This is a genomic window from Acinetobacter sp. 129952, assembly GCF_056642055.1.
On record NZ_JBWVSU010000004.1, the window covers coordinates 43,367 to 60,269 of the forward strand.

17 protein-coding genes are annotated in these 16,903 nt (G+C 40.4%); 3 read left to right on the top strand and 14 right to left on the bottom strand.

Going from position 1 to position 16,903, the window contains the following annotated elements:
* Positions 1–76: 76 nt before the first annotated feature.
* Positions 77–535, bottom strand: coding sequence for a hypothetical protein (locus tag AC1IR0_RS05840; protein ID WP_278357626.1), 459 nt, complete (start codon positions 533–535; stop codon positions 77–79).
* 117 nt (positions 536–652) lie between these two features.
* Here AC1IR0_RS05840 and AC1IR0_RS05845 point away from each other — a divergent pair, with 117 nt between their 5' ends.
* Positions 653–1,516, top strand: coding sequence for an alpha/beta hydrolase family protein (locus tag AC1IR0_RS05845; protein WP_479741227.1), 864 nt, complete (start codon positions 653–655; stop codon positions 1,514–1,516).
* A 105-nt stretch (positions 1,517–1,621) separates the two neighbouring features.
* On the opposite strand, the gene AC1IR0_RS05850 is transcribed toward AC1IR0_RS05845, so the two are convergent.
* The 7 genes from AC1IR0_RS05850 to AC1IR0_RS05880 all read right to left on the bottom strand — a co-directional run bounded on the left by AC1IR0_RS05850 (position 1,622) and on the right by AC1IR0_RS05880 (position 7,636).
* Positions 1,622–1,891: a hypothetical protein gene (locus AC1IR0_RS05850; RefSeq protein WP_409653845.1), complete on the bottom strand. Its 270-nt coding sequence runs from the start codon at positions 1,889–1,891 to the stop codon at positions 1,622–1,624.
* Between the two features lie 23 nt (positions 1,892–1,914).
* The gene (locus tag AC1IR0_RS05855; RefSeq protein ID WP_409653757.1) at positions 1,915–3,021 is read right to left on the bottom strand and encodes a hypothetical protein; all 1,107 of its coding nucleotides are present in this window, start codon (positions 3,019–3,021) and stop codon (positions 1,915–1,917) included.
* Positions 3,018–3,215: a hypothetical protein gene (locus tag AC1IR0_RS05860; protein ID WP_317110641.1), complete on the bottom strand. Its 198-nt coding sequence runs from the start codon at positions 3,213–3,215 to the stop codon at positions 3,018–3,020. Before AC1IR0_RS05860 ends, AC1IR0_RS05855 begins: the two co-directional genes overlap by 4 nt.
* A 97-nt stretch (positions 3,216–3,312) precedes the next feature.
* A complete protein-coding gene (locus tag AC1IR0_RS05865; RefSeq protein WP_005106643.1) occupies positions 3,313–5,952 on the bottom strand; it encodes a bifunctional aconitate hydratase 2/2-methylisocitrate dehydratase in 2,640 nt (879 codons plus the stop codon).
* A 297-nt stretch (positions 5,953–6,249) separates the two neighbouring features.
* Positions 6,250–6,519, bottom strand: coding sequence for a hypothetical protein (locus AC1IR0_RS05870; RefSeq protein ID WP_409653754.1), 270 nt, complete (start codon positions 6,517–6,519; stop codon positions 6,250–6,252).
* Between the two features lie 209 nt (positions 6,520–6,728).
* Positions 6,729–7,088: a hypothetical protein gene (locus AC1IR0_RS05875; protein ID WP_004645374.1), complete on the bottom strand. Its 360-nt coding sequence runs from the start codon at positions 7,086–7,088 to the stop codon at positions 6,729–6,731.
* Between the two features lie 113 nt (positions 7,089–7,201).
* Positions 7,202–7,636: an I78 family peptidase inhibitor gene (locus AC1IR0_RS05880; RefSeq protein ID WP_247143484.1), complete on the bottom strand. Its 435-nt coding sequence runs from the start codon at positions 7,634–7,636 to the stop codon at positions 7,202–7,204.
* Between the two features lie 350 nt (positions 7,637–7,986).
* Here AC1IR0_RS05880 and xseA point away from each other — a divergent pair, with 350 nt between their 5' ends.
* Positions 7,987–9,258 (top strand): exodeoxyribonuclease VII large subunit, encoded by a 1,272-nt coding sequence (gene xseA / locus AC1IR0_RS05885; protein ID WP_409653751.1) that lies wholly within the window; start codon positions 7,987–7,989, stop codon positions 9,256–9,258.
* Positions 9,248–9,442, top strand: coding sequence for an exodeoxyribonuclease VII small subunit (gene xseB, locus AC1IR0_RS05890; RefSeq protein ID WP_005103445.1), 195 nt, complete (start codon positions 9,248–9,250; stop codon positions 9,440–9,442). Before xseA ends, xseB begins: the two co-directional genes overlap by 11 nt.
* A 228-nt stretch (positions 9,443–9,670) precedes the next feature.
* Here the strand turns inward: xseB and AC1IR0_RS05895 are convergent, their stop codons facing one another.
* From AC1IR0_RS05895 to AC1IR0_RS05920, 6 genes are all read right to left on the bottom strand, one after another.
* Positions 9,671–9,871, bottom strand: a complete 201-nt coding sequence (locus tag AC1IR0_RS05895) for a hypothetical protein (protein ID WP_479741228.1) — start codon at positions 9,869–9,871, stop codon at positions 9,671–9,673.
* 653 nt (positions 9,872–10,524) lie between these two features.
* A complete protein-coding gene (locus tag AC1IR0_RS05900; protein WP_005252118.1) occupies positions 10,525–10,812 on the bottom strand; it encodes a hypothetical protein in 288 nt (95 codons plus the stop codon).
* A gap of 159 nt (positions 10,813–10,971) precedes the next feature.
* A complete protein-coding gene (locus AC1IR0_RS05905; RefSeq protein ID WP_004645377.1) occupies positions 10,972–11,112 on the bottom strand; it encodes a hypothetical protein in 141 nt (46 codons plus the stop codon).
* Positions 11,113–11,269: 157 nt separating this feature from the next.
* Complete coding sequence (locus tag AC1IR0_RS05910; RefSeq protein WP_005263238.1) at positions 11,270–11,539, bottom strand: hypothetical protein; 270 nt, start codon at positions 11,537–11,539, stop codon at positions 11,270–11,272.
* A 307-nt stretch (positions 11,540–11,846) separates the two neighbouring features.
* Positions 11,847–12,050: a hypothetical protein gene (locus AC1IR0_RS05915; protein WP_253144591.1), complete on the bottom strand. Its 204-nt coding sequence runs from the start codon at positions 12,048–12,050 to the stop codon at positions 11,847–11,849.
* A 324-nt stretch (positions 12,051–12,374) separates the two neighbouring features.
* Complete coding sequence (locus AC1IR0_RS05920; RefSeq protein ID WP_409653742.1) at positions 12,375–16,895, bottom strand: translocation/assembly module TamB domain-containing protein; 4,521 nt, start codon at positions 16,893–16,895, stop codon at positions 12,375–12,377.
* Between the last annotated feature and the right edge of the window lie 8 nt (positions 16,896–16,903).

A 16,903-nucleotide genomic window follows, 5' to 3' on the forward strand; every position in this document is an offset into this window, starting at 1 on the left:
GTCATCCATCTGGTGAAAAAAGTGTTTTAACTTTCAAACATTCCAGCATCCTTTCAGAATAACTATACAAAGAAGATTAGAATAATCCCGCAAATGCTCCATAGACCAAAATCCCTGTCCCGCCCAATTCTGCGATAATTAAACCCAGCATGGCTAAAGTCATCAAACTTTCTGGCAAATGAAACTTACCCAGTTGATGCGGCTGTTTAAACTGATTCGTTGTGTCTTGCAGGAAACCATGCAACACATAAGCCCCAATAGAAAAACTAAAAAACAGAATATTGATCAATACGCAAATCAGATTTACTGCACTCGATAACACTGAACAATAGGCCAGCACTGCTAGAATTAAGGTTGAAGGCGCATAAAGTAGACTGCTACGATGGGCAATATCGACATAATAATGTGCGCGTGACTGAGGTGATTGACGAATCTGCCAATATTTCCAGACACCGGTCAACATCCCGATCCACAACAATATTCCACTAAAAATAACGGCTATTTTAACGGCCAGCTCAAGTTCCATTAGCTGCATAAGTTTATTCCATCTCTATTATTTTACTGACTTTTAAGTCATGTTTTCCCCAAGCTACCCTGCTAAAAATCTATACAGTAAAAGCTTCATGGGATTATAAAAATCATAGTGTATCGTATGTCTGAATTTGAAACATTGACTCTCCAGTGTCAGGATGGCTATCGCTTAAGTGCACGTTTTTATGCAGCTATTTCTGAAACTGAAAAACTTCCAGTATTAGTCTGTCCGGCAACTGGCATTACTAAACAGTTTTATCATCAGTTTTGTGTGTGGTTACAAGCTCAAGGCTATGCCGTTATGGTCTTTGATTTCCGGGGGATTGGTGATTCACTACATGGCCCGTTGAAAAATTCAAAAGCCAGTATTGTGCAATGGGGTCAACTGGATATACCGGCCGCGATTGATGCTTTATCAACGCGTACCAATGCAAGAAAAGTGATACTACTTGGACATAGTGCCGGTGGTCAGCTTTTAGGTATTGTGCCAAATTACGATAAAGTCGCAAAAGTGGTGGCCGTCTCTGGCTCTACTGGACATGTGAAAGGACTCAAAGGTAAAACCAAGTTACTTGCGCCAGTGATGTTTAATGTTATTTTCCCACTGGCACGCATCACTAAAGGCTATGGCCCGACTCAAGCCATTGGTATGGGGGAAAACCTGCCTAAAGATGTGGCTCGCGAATGGGCACAGTTCTGTAGCAAACCGGGTTATGTGATCAATGCGATAGGTAAAAAAATTGCACCATCACATGATTATCATGCCCAGATCACCTGCCCTGTGACTGCGATCTGGTCATCGGATGATGAAATTGCCACCGAAGCCAACGTTAAAGATTTATTGCGTTTATATCCAAATGCAAAAACCCGGATGATTGAACTCAAGCCAAAAAGTTATGCGCATAAGGCCATTGGTCATATGTTGATGTTTAAGAAATCGCATCAGAATTTATGGCCAATGATTGAACAGCAATTGACTGTTTAAATCAGATTGAGATGGTTATTTGCAGGCTGCTGTGCTTTAATACGCGCAGTATGAGATGAGCCTTGTATGAGTATCACGTGAGTGATACGACTAGCCCCGTTAATTTTAATAATTACGGGGCTTTTTCATGGGCTTTCGTTTACGGTAGATCACGGTTTCGCCATATTTTTGGAATACCCAATCTTTTGCTTGTTGGTCGGTGACGTTTTCACAAAGGTAGTAATCATGATCCCATGCTTCTTGATGGAAAATGACCTGTTTACGGTAGATCACTTGTTTTCCGTTTTCGGTACAGACAAAGCTATCACCTTGGTCTTTGACTTGAGTTCCATTCAGGAAGCCACCGATGCAGAGGAAGCGGGATTGTTTGGGCATTGTCATGGATCTAAGATTCAAACTTAAGAAAAATTTTTCAATTTATAGTTAAACATATTTTTTAACATTTCAGGATCAACTCTATGATCTTTTTTCCAATAATGATCTGGGTTAGTATTATAAGAAATACTTTCTATTTCTTTAAAATTTATATTAATAAAAACTTCATCTGAACTTACATTATAATCGTAATATTGGCTTAAAGTAATTTTATCTTTTTCATATGCCATATGAAATTTCAATTCAACTAACAAGAAATCTATTTCTGATATTCTTGAAAAAATTTCTAAATTACTAGCCAAGTAACCTATATATAGATTTCTATTTTTCATTGTAATTAAAATTGGATATTTTTTACTATTCATCTCTATTAAAGAACTAAGTGAATAATCTTCTTTGTCCGTGAAATCTAAAAGTGTATCAATATCAACTTTTGTCGCGGTTAAAATATTTTTTTTATTTAAAACAATCTTAAATTTTAAATTTTCTTCTTGACCATTTTCTAAATTATCATCGTTATAATCTGTTGTAATTATTACTTCTTGAGTATCTTTATGGCGATATCCACTATAAATGGGACAAAAAATGAAATCAGTTTGTCCATTTAAAAATCTATCAAAAATATCATGTTCATTATAAACAAAACCAATATAAACTTTTTTATCAGTCATACTGAGCATTATAAGTTTTTCAGTAAATTTATCTGCATTCAAGAATGCAGAGTTACTTATAAGCTTGTCAATTGGATTTGTTAAAGCTATTGAATAAATCTCATTTTTATTCTTTTTATCTATGCCTCTAAAGAACCATAAATACCTGAAAGTAATATAAAAAAATAATACACATAGCGAAATGAAAAAGTTAAAAACCCATACAACGTTAAAATCAGGAAGCTTGTTAATATTTTCTAAAAAATTAACTTTACTATCATATACTACCCACTCTACAGAATAAAAAATTGGTAATGTAATAAAAAGAGAAATAAAAAAAATAGAAAAACCAAAAAATGCACTTTTATAATAAGACTGATGTGCAGATAACTCACTTTTTGAATGTTTCTCTATATAATCTAGACTATAGTAAATATAACCCAGTACTATTAAACTAAGTATTAAAAACAAGCCATTCATTCAGAAGCTAATTCTCTCTGGACAGAACTTCTTCGACTACGACGCTTAGAAGCTAATTCTTGCTGAATCTTTATCATAGTAAGGACAGCTAGGCGTTGAGGATCCTCATTTTCATCAACATAGTTAGCAACATTTTTCGAATTATTTACAAGTTGCTTTCTAATGTTTCTTTCTTTTTCAAAGATCGCGAACATGAGATCACCTTTTGATAAAAACCTATCTTTCACAATTATAACATAAAATAAGGGCTGATAAATCAGCCCTTATTTTAAACTACTTTTTAATCAACAATTAAGTTAACTGAGCAGCAGCAATTTTCTTAGTATCAACGTCTTTAGCAGCGTTAGTATATTCGCTCATCTTGTCGAAGCTTAAGTATTGATAGATGTCAGCTGACATGCTGTCAATTTGAGCTGCATACTGTTGGTATTCTTCTGGAGAAGGTAATTTACCCAATACAGCAGCAACAGAAGCAAGTTCAGCAGAAGCCAGGTAAACGTTAGCACCTTGACCTAAACGGTTCGGGAAGTTACGCGTAGAAGTCGATACACAAGTCGTGTTCGGAGCTACACGTGCCTGGTTACCCATACACAATGAACAACCTGGCATTTCAGTACGCGCGCCAGCTTTACCATAAATGTTATAGAAACCTTCTTCCATCAACTGATGTTCGTCCATACGCGTAGGTGGAGCAATCCACAAACGAGTTGACAACGCACCACCAGGAACTTTCTCTAACAATTTACCAGTCGCACGGAAGTGACCGATGTTCGTCATACAAGAACCAACGAATACTTCGTCAATTTTCGCGCCTTGAACGTCAGAAAGAAGTTTCGCATCATCTGGATCGTTCGGGCAGCAAAGAATAGGTTCTTTGATGTCTGCAAGATCGATTTCATACACTTTGGTGTATTCAGCATCAGCATCAGCTTTGATCAGGCTTGGGTTAGCCAACCATTTTTCCATGTTCTCAACACGACGAGCCATCGTACGCGCATCGCCATAACCTTCAGAAATCATCCACTTCAACATAGTGATGTTTGAACGAAGGTATTCAGCAACTTTCTCTTCAGAAAGCGTAATAGAACAACCAGCAGCTGAACGTTCAGCAGAAGCATCAGAAAGTTCGAATGCTTGCTCAACAGTCAGGTCAGTTTCCATTTCTGTTAAGTCGATCTCAAGGATACGACCAGAGAAGATGTTTTTCTTACCTTTCTTCTCTACAGTTAAGTCACCTTCCTTAATTGCGTAGTAAGGAATTGCATGTACAAGGTCACGTAGCGTGATACCAGGCTGCATTTTACCCTTGAACTTCACAAGTACAGATTCAGGCATATCTAGTGGCATAACACCAGTTGCTGCAGCGAACGCTACAAGACCAGAACCCGCCGGGAATGAAATACCGATTGGGAAACGAGTATGCGAGTCACCACCAGTACCAACAGTATCCGGAAGAAGCATACGGTTTAACCAAGAGTGAATAATACCGTCACCTGGGCGTAAAGACACACCACCACGGTTCATGATGAAATCAGGAAGCGAGTGTTGCATTTGAACGTCAACTGGTTTTGGATACGCAGCTGTATGACAGAAAGATTGCATAACAAGGTCAGCAGAGAAACCTAGGCAAGCCAAGTCTTTCAATTCGTCACGCGTCATTGGACCTGTTGTATCTTGCGAACCAACAGTAGTCATCTTAGGTTCACAGTAAGTACCTGGAAGTACGCCTTGACCTTCAGGAAGACCACAAGCGCGACCCACCATCTTCTGAGCTTGAGTGAAACCTTTGCCAGTTGCAGCAGGTTGAACCGGAGTACGGAACATTGTAGATACTGGAAGACCTAAAGCTTCACGAGCCTTAGTCGTCAAACCACGACCAACGATCAGGTTAATACGACCGCCAGCACGTACTTCGTCTAGAAGAACTGGAGTTTTAAGTTCAGCTTCAGCGATTTGCGCGCCGTCTTTGAACGCAGTTACTTTAGCAGCAGCGTGATCGATCTTAAGAACGATTTCATCGCCCATGTTCATGTTGGCAACATCGATCTCGATCGGTAACGCACCAGCATCTTCCATCGTGTTGAAGAAAATTGGAGCGATTTTAGAACCTAGGCAGTAACCACCGTCTTTTTTGTTCGGGATGTGCGGAATGTCGTCACCGAAGAACCAAAGTACAGAGTTAGTTGCAGATTTACGAGATGAACCTGTACCAACAACGTCACCAACGTAAGCAACCTGGTTGCCTTTCGCGATCAGTTCTTTAATTTGGTTAAGTGGACCCACTTCACCAGGAACTTCTGGATTGATCCCGTCACGTACGTTTTTCAACATTGCATTTGCGTGCAATGGAATGTCTGGACGGCTCCAAGCGTCTTGTGCAGGTGACAAGTCGTCAGTGTTGGTCTCGCCAGTTACTTTAAAAACAGTCAGTTTGATTTCTTCAGGAACGTCTTTACGGCTAGTGAACCATTCAGCGTCTGCCCAAGACTGCATAACTGCTTGAGCATTTGCGTTACCAGCTTTTGCTTTATCAGCAACGTCATGGAATGCATCAAATACAAGAAGCGTTTTTTTCAATGCTTCAGCTGCAAGTTCAGCAAGCTCAGCATTGTCTAAAAGTTCAACTAAAGGCGCTACGTTATAACCACCAAGCATAGTACCTAGTAAGTAAACAGCACGTTCTTTAGAAACGAGTGGAGAGGTTGCTTCGCCTTTTGCCAATGCAGCTAAGAACGCAGCTTTTACATATGCAGCTTGGTCAACACCTGCTGGTACACGGTTTTCAAGCAAATCTACCAAGTATGCTTCTTCACCAGCTGGCGGGTTTTTTAGTAGTTCAACTAATGCAGCTGTTTGGGCATCGTCAAGTGGCTTCGGTGGGACTCCGAGTGCGGCACGTTCTTCAACGTGTTGGCGGTAAGCTTCTAGCACAGTGTTATTCCTCTTTTTTAAAAAATTACTTATGAATTCCTGCTTATTCCAAGCTTCATAAATAATATGGACTCCGAAATTTTACTAAATTTCCAGTTAAAAGTTAATGCAACTCAAGTGTTTCTTCGTGATGCTCGTTATTTTATAACTAAATGATGCTCTTAATGATTATTTCATAATCAGTTCCAGCTTACACCACACGAAACAAGCCCATGAATAGGCCCTTTTAACTGAATTTAATGCATAAAAAAGGCAACCCTAATGTTGCCTGATTTGACGTTAAAAAGATACTCCACCTTAGTGTACAGTGGTCGAGTTTAAATACTGCTGATATGAGTCTCGGCAGCCTTGGAATTTCACCACGCATTCATCTTCATAGGTGCTACTGTGATTATTGCTGGCAAAGGAAATATCAATCTGATAAAGCTTTTTCTCTTGTTCTAGCATCTTCTTTAAAACGACTTTGTCACCGACGCTGAGTACATAGCGACTGCCGCCAATAATGACCACACCTTCTTCATCTTCCAACAGCAGATCAGAATGATGCAAATATCTTACGACTTCCATATTGTGCTACTCCTCGGTTAATTGGAGTTAAATTCATTATTCAATATAAAGATAAGTATTTCTATATTTTAGATTTAGAAATTGTCACAAAGTGTACATTTTGCTTAGGCTATTTTTATTATTTAGTCTTTTGAAGATGCTTATATTTAAATACGTTTAATGGGAAATATGGGTTGGATAATTTTATCCAAATATAAAAAAACCGTTCCTTAGAACGGTTTGTAATCTGGTAATTCGTCATGCGGTGTCGCAATACACTTTGCAGTAAATTCAGCGCGGACTTTTTCACGGGCTGCTTTTACATCTGCCTTAATCTCTTCGGCTGGAATCGCATAGACTTCATCAATAATATTCAGGATAAAACCTTTGGTGGTTTCGTCGTCGATCTTGTTGGCATGCTCGATTGCTTTTTCTTTCTCAATCGCATTCTGACGATCCAGCATAATGGTACGCGCCGCATTACCGACGCTTCGACAATAACCTTGCCACTGCTCTTCAGGGGTTAAGGGTTTCTTCTCGGCACAACCGGCCAGCGCCAGCATAAACGATAAAGCCAATAACTTTTTCATGAATTTCTCCTTCCGAGGGGCAATATAAAAGATCGGGGAAGATTTGTCATTTCAAAATGCCAGTTGTATGGAATTAAAAAAAGCCCACTCATGGGCTTTTTCATTTTATGTGATTAACCGCATGAAGCTTGAATAATCTTTTTGCTTACAGGATCTACGGTGACAGTCACTCGTTCTTCACGATAATCCATCGTCACCGCTTGACCCGGTTCGACCATACGTACAATTTGTGCCTTGGTTTTCTGCTTGATTTGCGCTTCAGTCAAATTGGACTGACCGACCAATTCCGCTGCCTGATCAGCAATACATTTAGGTTGATTCATGTGCAGTAATTCCCACTCCTCGACCACCTGACCATTCTTTAAATGGCAATATCCGACCTGACCATTGCTTTCAGTACGAATTTCAAGCTTGCCACCCTGATTGACACAATAAGCGCTTGCAGGATTCGCTGAACCTATTTTAGGAGCTTCCGTCTTAGATTGCGGCGTGGTAGTACATGCGCTTAAAGCGACAGCCAGCAAACCGAACAGCATTGTTTTTTTCATGAGAGCCTATTCTTCTTTAATAATTCTTCACCAATTTAGCATATTTCCTTGTCCTCGCCAGACACAAGTCTGTGTACATTTTTAACTGTACTTTTTCATTAAAAAATGGAAATAAGACCTTTGGAAATTAAGGACTTCAACGCTATAACTTCTTTCAATGAACAAGAAAAACAGAAGAGAAGAACCTCTACAAAATACGAAAATTCCGGATGAATAGTCTGAACCAAGTAATTATGCACCTCAATAGCATTGCATTGTCATTACATCAATCAAATATGACTTCACTTTTAGATTTGTGATCTGTGCTGGATTGATTTAATATTTGATTGAATTTTAAACTTTCTATTGGCATGACAGACGATTCTCAACTCTCCCTCAAGGAATATCTTGCTACGGTTCAGGAAGTGGTCAAACTCACTTTCGATACACCGGTATGGGTCAAAGCCGAGATTCGTAATTTAAGTATTAAAGCAGGCCATTATTATCTTGAGCTAGCAGAAAAAGAAGCCGACAGCGATCAGGTGATTGCCAGTTGCCGAGCGACTATCTGGAAATTTAGTGCCCAGAAAATTGTCACGCAGTTTGAACGTGAAAGCGGAATTGAGCTGAGTCGTGATTTGAAAGTGCTGATTAAAGTCAAAGCTAATTTCGATCCGCAGTATGGTTTTTCTTTAAATATCGTTGAAATTGATTCAGGCTATACCTTAGGAGATATTGCCCGGCGTTATCAGCAGATTGTTGAGCGGTTAACGACTCAAGGACTGATTCAGCGCAATAGAAACTTGCCCAGCCCTTTTGACCTGAACCGGATTCTGGTGATTGCTCCCGAAAATGCAGCAGGCCTGGGAGATTTCAAAAAAGATGCCGATGCACTACAGCATGCGCAGGTGTGTGAGTTTGTCTATCACAGTGCGACTTTTCAGGGAAATACCGCCCCGCAAAGTATTATGTACAGTCTGGCGCAAGCGCTCAAACAATGGGCTCAGACCTATAACACTGCCCCGGATCTGATTGTGATTATACGAGGGGGTGGCGCAGTCAATGATCTGGCTTATTTGAATGATTATGATCTGGCTGCCCTGCTCTGTAAACGTTCGGTACCGGTCTGGGTCGGCATCGGGCATGAAAAAGACCGTACCATTCTGGATGAGATTGCGCATCGCTCCTTTGATACTCCGAGTAAAGCCATTGCCGGAATCCGCAATCATATCTTTGAACTAACCCAGGATGTCCTGAATTATCTACAGCGTATTCAGCGTTTATCCCAGCAACAGATTCAAGCTTATCAAAATCAGAATGATCAATTTTTGAAACTGATTCAAAGTCTGGCCAACAACCAGATTATGGATGCGCTGCAACGTCTGCAACAGATCAAGGCCAATACTACCAGTCTGGCCCAGCAGCATACCCAGCTGATTAATCAGCAGCTTGATGCCCTGATGCGGGAAACGCTACTACAAAATCCTAAACATGTTTTATCCAAGGGTTATGCCATCGTGCGCCAGCAAGAACATGTGGTTGCCTCTATTCAACAGATTCAGTCCAGCGATCTGGTTGAAGTCGAATTACATGACGGCATTTTTTCAGCACAACTTATACAGGTACTTCCTCATGAATCATGATACTTTGAGCTTCCAACAAGGCTATGACATCTTGAAAAAGAATGCGGAATTGCTCGAATCTCAGCAAGAACCGGATATTGATAACTTGATGAAAATCGTGGAAGAATCCATGACCGCCTATAAAGCTTGCAAGGCACGGGTTGAAGCGGTTCAAACTGCGTTAAATGATACTTTTAAAGATTAATTGGATGTCATTTCAAATATTAGCTTAGACTATTCTGCTAGATTGAGTTGACATAAAAGCTCTCATTCATGGGGGCTTTTTTATTAAGTGAAAAAAATCATTTCAATGACTATTTAAATTTTCTAGATGGGGATTTTGATCAATCCGCTCAATTCTAAATGGGAAATATTGTATTTTCATTCTCATCCACCAGACGATAAAAAGCCCAATATTGAATTGGGCTTTTTATTACTCTTCAATTTCTATAGGATCACCGTCTTCAGGGTGAATATGACGCGTCCCATCATCCGCAGGATCAACACTAGAACCATCTTTGGTAATAGCATTGTACATTTCATCCTCTTTCTTATCATCGATAAATTCTTCATCTTCGAAATCTTGAGGCTCACTATCGTCGTCAAAGTTCAAAGGCTTTTCTTCATTTATCATGGCGATCCATCACTTATTTAACCAATAAAATATCATGCTCAAATATTTGAAAGATTCATTCAAGAGTCAACGATGATCATTTGTGTAACTGAATAAACACAATAGTCATTGGAACATTACTTTTCTATCGACAAAAAAATGCCTCCTTAGGGAAGGAGGCTGAAATTGGAAAGAAACTACAGCGATAGAATCTATTCATGAATTATATATAAACTTATAATTTATACATTAGCATAATATTACATTAATTTTTCAATTAAAAAGCCCGCTTACTCTTTCAAATAAGCGGGCTAGTGCTGTAGTCATTTTCTTCGTATTATTTGCGTCTTCTTGTTTTCGCAAAATGACTATAGCACTGTGAATTTATCAATAAAGTATAGGGAGTATTAATAAACTGTTCTCTTACATTTGCTTTAAGTTACTTTTCGTTCAATAAGCTGTACATATTAAAAAAGCCCACCTTTCGATAGGCCTTTCCCTTTATCACTTTTGCGCTGATTCAGGTATGTTGTCAAAGTGAGCAACGACTAGAGAATAAGCAAGCTATTGATAAAAATATATAAATACACCATTAACATATAAAAAAATTATAGTTTTATAAAAAATAACTATACTTGTTGAAGTAATTGGCGATTTTAGCTTTCAACGACACTTTATAGCTGACTTAATTTACTAGACATATAAGTTAAAAATAGCGTCTTATCCTGAAAATCAGGCATTTCAAACACCCAAAAAATGTAATTTTTAGATCTCAATTTAAGTTTCACATTCACAGTCTTTACTTGAATCATTGCATCCTCATGCTGCATTTCTGCGAATAATTCTAAAATCAGGGCAAAGAATCTCAGTTTGTTGACTGTGTTGTATTTTGTTGGTTTATATATTCTCAAGGCTTCAGAATATATAAGCTCGCACCATTCATTTCCATCTTCATCATCCATTAGCTCTCATTTAATTATTTAAAATAGATCACGAGGTAGGTTTATAACATGATGGCTATAATTAAACTGCTTTTAATCTGAATATTAAAATTATAATTTTTTAGAAAATAAAAAAGCCCATCATCCGATGAGCCTTTTTGGAAAATATATCGTGAAGAACTAAGCTGCAAATTCTTGCAGTACAAATCGTTTTACACTTTCATCAAAGTCAGGTTTTGAAAGAGCAAGCTTGCCATTTTTCATAGTTTTATAACAATAACTCGCTGCTACTCCCATACCCACCAAAGTCAACAACTTCATTGCTCACCTCTTTACTGGGAAGATTTGAATATAAAGTTATCATTCAAATTTGTAGTTTTCCAACTCAGTTTCGATTGTTTTCTGTACTACATGTTAATGAATGTATGAATAATAAATGAAAACCTGCCGCATGCTGAGTTTGCTTAAAGTCCTTCAACTAGTGGTTAATTTGCGTATCTATCCAGTTAAGGAAATTTTCCTTATTACTGAATTCTGGCATAGACCCTAAATTTATAGTCTCTTTAGCCCCAAATTTTCCGGCGACAGTATTCGGTGCTTGAACTCTGAAATCCAGAGGATCACTTTCATGTAGAGTTCTAAAATATTCTACCGCTTTATCAAATTCACTTTTATCCTTAAAACCTGGTCGTTCCTTTAAAAAGTCATAAACTTGTTCTAGAGCTGGTAGATAATTATTTTTAGGCATTCTGTTTTCTCTAAAATGATGAGTTTTATGATGAAGACCTATTTTGAATGAATAATGATAAGAATATTCCCTTATTTCTTAGAGTTTATGTAAATCATGATGATTTGAGAGTTAAATCCAAATTCTAGAGTAACCTGATAAAAAATGAGCGTAAACATACACTCATTTTTACTACATTTTCTAATGCATGCTTAACTGGCTCGCATTGCTCTAAAATAAAGTCTGTTTTATTGAAAAAAGTGCAAATGTCAGCTGCTCTATCAGCAAAGATCAGATGTTTTTAAATACGTCACTTTAAGGTTCAAGCCTAATTAACGCTATGAATATCAAGTTCATCATTGGTGGTCAATACAATAGAAGCCAAAATTGGAATACCCAAAATGAAAGGTACAGCGAAAATCCATAGAACTACGGTTACATCCGATTTAAAGAAAAATTGAATGACGAATGCAGTCAAAATAAGTACAGAAAATAGAATCGCAGCAAAACGGATGATAAATTTAGTCGACATGCGAAGATGCTCTTATGCGTGAAATCGTATTTTCAATATACACCTATTTTTATTATGGGTTTATTGATTTTCAGTCTGTTATTGCATGTTTTAATTGATTTTCTATATGTGATAACTGAATTATACGACGATCAGTTTTCTTTACCCTGAAGTCTCATCCTAAATTCTTTCTCTACTCGTGATTTCATTGTCGTATATATAGAGGGATTGAATTCAGACATTAACGCTTCTGCTGATCCATAAATCAATCTACTGTATGACCAATAAAATTTGTGTGCTATCTCAAATTAAAAAAGCCCTAAAATTAGGGCTTTTTTAATGAGATTAGAATCGCCAATTATAGAACAAGTCAATCGCACGTTCTAAAGACTGACTCGCTTCCAGATACAGACGCTGATTTACCTGATAACGTAAAGTCAGCTTATTCACTGGTGTGAATACCCCGACCCCATAGCGCAGATATAAATCAGGCGTAATATAACCGGTCACAGAAACCTGGGTATCATCTCCTGTACCTTGGGCATCCAGAGCTAGACCAGTTAAGCCAAAACTGCGCCCGATCTGGTTGGTCAGTGCGCGGGTGCTACCCAAGCCCAAACTAATCCCCGCAGCAGCGATCGTATTATTCACATCGGATCTAAATCCTTCAGCCTGGCTTAAACCAGATACACCCTCATTAACACGACCGGTAATCAAGGCATTTAAGGCTTCCTGTTCTGACAGGCCCGCATCATTATAAATCTGAATACTTGGACTCGATGCAGTCCCTGTTACCCGTACCCCGACTGTACTACCCTGAACCGATTTATTGGCATCAATGTCCAGTGTCGGATTGGTAAGTTCACCATTAAAACGCGCGATAGCACGATTCAAGTCCAGACTTTGGCCATAGGCTTCGATTTTCACCCGCTGTGATACCCCGATTGCACCATTGGCACGCATTGCAGTTTCCAGACCACGCTGTGACAGATTGACTCGACCCAAGAGTGGAATACGACTGTCAAAGCCCTGAAAGATCACCTGATTCCCTAAAGAAACGGCAACATCTGCCCGGATATCCCAAGGACGTGCAGACTTCAAGATCGCCAGCTGATCATCACCTTCACGCACGACACGTACATCTGAAGATAAACCAACTACAGGTTCTGAGGCTTCAGGCATTGAAATCAATGCCCGCGGTACATCGACTGTGCCACTCAGACTCAGTTTTTTATTAAATGGATACATGTCCAGGGTCAAATCAGGTGTCACCACAGCAGTAATTAATGGGGCCTGACGAATCAGCAGATTGTCACCTTGCAGTTTTAACTGCACCCGCGGATCACCTTTCCAGTCCACAGAACCGGTTAATTTGCCCACACCACGGCCACTGTTAAATGCGCCATTGATGCTGGCAGAATTCTGACGTATGGATGAATAGAGCTGTACATTAGTCAGATTCACCGGTAGGGAGATCATGCTAATCGAAGCATCTTTGACCCGAACCTCACCCTCAAGTAAAGGATCCGTTAAAGTTCCGCTAATTTTTCCGGCATAAGATAAAATCCCGTCCAGATTACGGATGTCCTGAATAAATGGCTTAAAGACCTTGAGCTGTACCTGGTTAAAGGCAATTTCGCCACGCATCGGTTTACTGTCACGATATGGATCAATGATGACATTGGCATAGCCGGTTCCGATATCTGGTGTTTTGACATCCAGACGAAGCTGCAAGCCATCTGCCACACTTTTTGCGACCAACCCGACTTCATCATATTTGAGTGTAGAACCCAAATAATCTGGATCTTCAGAAGATAAGCCCACCACACCATTACGCGTCACCAGACGTGCGTCGATTTTAGGTTTGGCGCCTTGTGCCCAAGCAGCCTTGGCATAACCATTGACTTTACCCGTCAATGCCAATCCATCAGGCAGGAATGCACTGAAGTCTTCCAGATCAAGGTTTTGAGTAATAAAAGAGGCACTGCCACGGGTTTTGTTGACCCGAATCGGCTGATCAAAACACAACTGGCTTTGCTGACTCATCCAGCAATGAGCACCAACAAACAGATCCGATTGAGCACTGTTATAAATCACTGCTGCATTTTGACGTTGCACCAGACGGGCACGTAAAGAGTCGAAATCACCTTTTTGAATCTGACCCAGCCAGTTATTTTGGGCATTAAAGCCACCGGCGAGCTGCACAAAGAATTTTGACAGGCGGTTTTCTGCCTGCACTTTGAGAATGTGCGCAGCACGGGTACCGGCCAATGATATCTCACCGCGTACAATCTCGCGTGAACCACTACGCAGGCGATCCATAGTTGCGGTCAATAAAGTTGGTGTGCTTTGCGATGTTGGCAACTGTCCACGAACACGAACTTTCTGCACGCTAAACAGGTTTTTAAAGGCAAAATTGTCGATAGACAGGTTGGCTGAAGCCTGCAATCGTGGCTGTGCCTGCATATTGATATAGCCCTGCGCACGACCTCTTAAGCCTGGATACAATTCAAACAGAGCCGGCGCATTGACTTTCAGTTGGAGATTTTGTGCATTACCGGTCGCCTGAATCTGGTTGCTGGCATAAGACAGGAACAAGTTATTGGCTTCAAACTGCTGTGGTACAAAACCGCGCTGGTTCGAATTAATGATGACCGATAAATTACCTGTACCACGTACCGGTTTATTATTCAGCATACCGGCCAGATTTAAGCGTTGAATCTGAATGCGTTTTAAGGCATCTGACCACACCCCTTGGGTTTGCACATTGCCTGACAATTCGCCTTTCAGTTTGGCATTAAAATATTGCGGCTTAAAACGGATTAAAGATGCATTGATATCCCAGCCAATCCCATTCGCCAGATTGACCAGACCGCTGGCATTAATCTTGCCAGCCACACCATCATGTCGGAATTCATTTATCTTCAACATTTCCGGGGTGCCTGAAACGCGCAGTTTCAGCATACCCTGACTGGCTTTAAGCTGGCTAGAATTTAAAGCACCATCATAATTGACCGCATAACCTTTAAAAACACCGCCCGCTTTTTCATTATGGAATAACAAGGCAATAGTACTGTTACCGGTCAGACGTACGGTTTCATTTTGCTCTGCCAGTCGTCCGGTCAGGTCAACACTGTTCAGTTTGATAATCTGCTGATTCGGTTGCGCATAACCATTGGCTTTAACCTCGCCATTCAAACGATCTACCGGTGAAGCTGCCGCAATAGTTTGGGTATTCAAATTTTTGGCATTTAATACTGCGGCCCATTTTAACTGGCGTTTTTCCTGTGGCAGTTCAATCCGTGCATTGCCGCTTAAGCTGCCTGCTGCATTGGCGCTGTAATTAAAGCTCGGGACATTCAGGATATTTTTGTTCAGATTGAGCTTGGCTTGGTACATGCCTGCAGGTAGAAGTCCTTCTTCATGCTGCTCGACTTTAGTCGCCACATGAATATTCTGCTGACCTTCGACCAATGCCAATTTGACATCGCCAGACTGACTGCTGAGCCAGCCCACATAAGGTACGGCGCGATCAATATTTTTCCAGGCAACATCTAACAGCATCGGTTGTACTTTATTGCCTTTGGCTGGGTTTTGATCCAGCTTCAGATTCCAGCTTTCATAACGGTCGAAATCAACCAGTCCGGTAAGGTGCAAGCCATTTTCCAGGTTACCCGCAGAAGCAATATTCGCATCCAGACTTGGCGGCAAGAAATCTTGTACGACTTGCGGAATGCGCTCGTGCTTGGGATCAATCCCGTTCAAACGCCCAGCCAGATCCCAGCTGACCCGGTCTTTCCAGCCTACTGTCCCGGCAAGGCTAACTGCACCTTTCATCAACTGACCATTCAGATCGGTAATATTCAGCTGATTGACCAGATCGGTATACATCACTGCACTATACTGACCTTGCGGAATATTTTCCCCAATCAGGTCAGTCTGGACGTTCAGGTCCAGACGCTTGATATCGCCATTAAACTCGGCAATGCCGTCTTTGGTAAACAGTTTCTGTTCGGCCAGAATAGGCCAGTGATAATCCTTGAACTTCAACTCGCCGCGCATTGGTACCTGAGGACGCATCGGATGCACGATAACCCAACCCGTTAATAAATCAGGCGTATTGGTTGCTACGCCAGCCTGAATCGTGTCCAGTGTTCCGCGTGCCCGCACCTGAATATCATGAATATTCAGGCTGTCTCTTAAGGAAGGCAGATTGACGATACCCGTGGCATCTAGCGGATATTTGCCTTCAAACTGCATTTTACCCCTGGCTTCACGTACCGACAGATAGCCCATATCCATCCGGGAATCTTCAAAATTTAATTCGGTGCCGGACCAGAGTGCCTCATTTAATTCGATATTATAAAAATCGACTGCATTGGTCTGGGTTTTAATCACCAGATGATCCAGCAGTAAATGATCAACGCGCAAAATAAAAGGCAAACGGATGGCATTAAACTTGAATGGTTCGCCCGTTGAAGGTCGCTTGTTAATAATTTGCAGATTGAGGACATCGGCTTCAGTCAGATGAATTTCTTTTTTGACAATCGCGCGCCAACCCAGTTTTACATCAGCACGATCAATTTTGACATCGACCGGTTTCAGGCTGACCAGCACATTTTTAAGAATAATCCCACGCCATAAATTACCGCCTTCATATTCATATTGAATAATTTGCTGGCGTTCTAGCACTTGATCCAGCAGGAATTTACTGCCCTGATTGGTCGAAAACAGTAGAGCCAGCACAGACAGCAGAAAAATCAGCGAAAAAAGCACCGACAATAGGATGCTTCTGAATATACGGCGCTTTTTCGGAACAACGCTATCTTGTGGTTCTTGTTCTGGCTGTGGTTGGTTCTCGACCATGATCTACC

What these genes read in the sequence shown, in the direction of transcription:
- AC1IR0_RS05840 (WP_278357626.1), bottom strand. Translation starts at nt 535, where the DNA reads ATGCAGCTAATGGAACTTGAGCTGGCCGTTAAAATAGCCGTTATTTTT.
- AC1IR0_RS05845 (WP_479741227.1), top strand. Translation starts at nt 653, where the DNA reads ATGTCTGAATTTGAAACATTGACTCTCCAGTGTCAGGATGGCTATCGC.
- AC1IR0_RS05850 (WP_409653845.1), bottom strand. Translation starts at nt 1,891, where the DNA reads ATGCCCAAACAATCCCGCTTCCTCTGCATCGGTGGCTTCCTGAATGGA.
- AC1IR0_RS05855 (WP_409653757.1), bottom strand. Translation starts at nt 3,021, where the DNA reads ATGAATGGCTTGTTTTTAATACTTAGTTTAATAGTACTGGGTTATATT.
- AC1IR0_RS05860 (WP_317110641.1), bottom strand. Translation starts at nt 3,215, where the DNA reads ATGTTCGCGATCTTTGAAAAAGAAAGAAACATTAGAAAGCAACTTGTA.
- AC1IR0_RS05870 (WP_409653754.1), bottom strand. Translation starts at nt 6,519, where the DNA reads ATGGAAGTCGTAAGATATTTGCATCATTCTGATCTGCTGTTGGAAGAT.
- AC1IR0_RS05875 (WP_004645374.1), bottom strand. Translation starts at nt 7,088, where the DNA reads ATGAAAAAGTTATTGGCTTTATCGTTTATGCTGGCGCTGGCCGGTTGT.
- AC1IR0_RS05880 (WP_247143484.1), bottom strand. Translation starts at nt 7,636, where the DNA reads ATGAAAAAAACAATGCTGTTCGGTTTGCTGGCTGTCGCTTTAAGCGCA.
- xseA (WP_409653751.1), top strand. Translation starts at nt 7,987, where the DNA reads ATGACAGACGATTCTCAACTCTCCCTCAAGGAATATCTTGCTACGGTT.
- xseB (WP_005103445.1), top strand. Translation starts at nt 9,248, where the DNA reads ATGAATCATGATACTTTGAGCTTCCAACAAGGCTATGACATCTTGAAA.
- AC1IR0_RS05895 (WP_479741228.1), bottom strand. Translation starts at nt 9,871, where the DNA reads ATGATAAATGAAGAAAAGCCTTTGAACTTTGACGACGATAGTGAGCCT.
- AC1IR0_RS05900 (WP_005252118.1), bottom strand. Translation starts at nt 10,812, where the DNA reads ATGGATGATGAAGATGGAAATGAATGGTGCGAGCTTATATATTCTGAA.
- AC1IR0_RS05905 (WP_004645377.1), bottom strand. Translation starts at nt 11,112, where the DNA reads ATGAAGTTGTTGACTTTGGTGGGTATGGGAGTAGCAGCGAGTTATTGT.
- AC1IR0_RS05910 (WP_005263238.1), bottom strand. Translation starts at nt 11,539, where the DNA reads ATGCCTAAAAATAATTATCTACCAGCTCTAGAACAAGTTTATGACTTT.
- AC1IR0_RS05915 (WP_253144591.1), bottom strand. Translation starts at nt 12,050, where the DNA reads ATGTCGACTAAATTTATCATCCGTTTTGCTGCGATTCTATTTTCTGTA.
- AC1IR0_RS05920 (WP_409653742.1), bottom strand. Translation starts at nt 16,895, where the DNA reads ATGGTCGAGAACCAACCACAGCCAGAACAAGAACCACAAGATAGCGTT.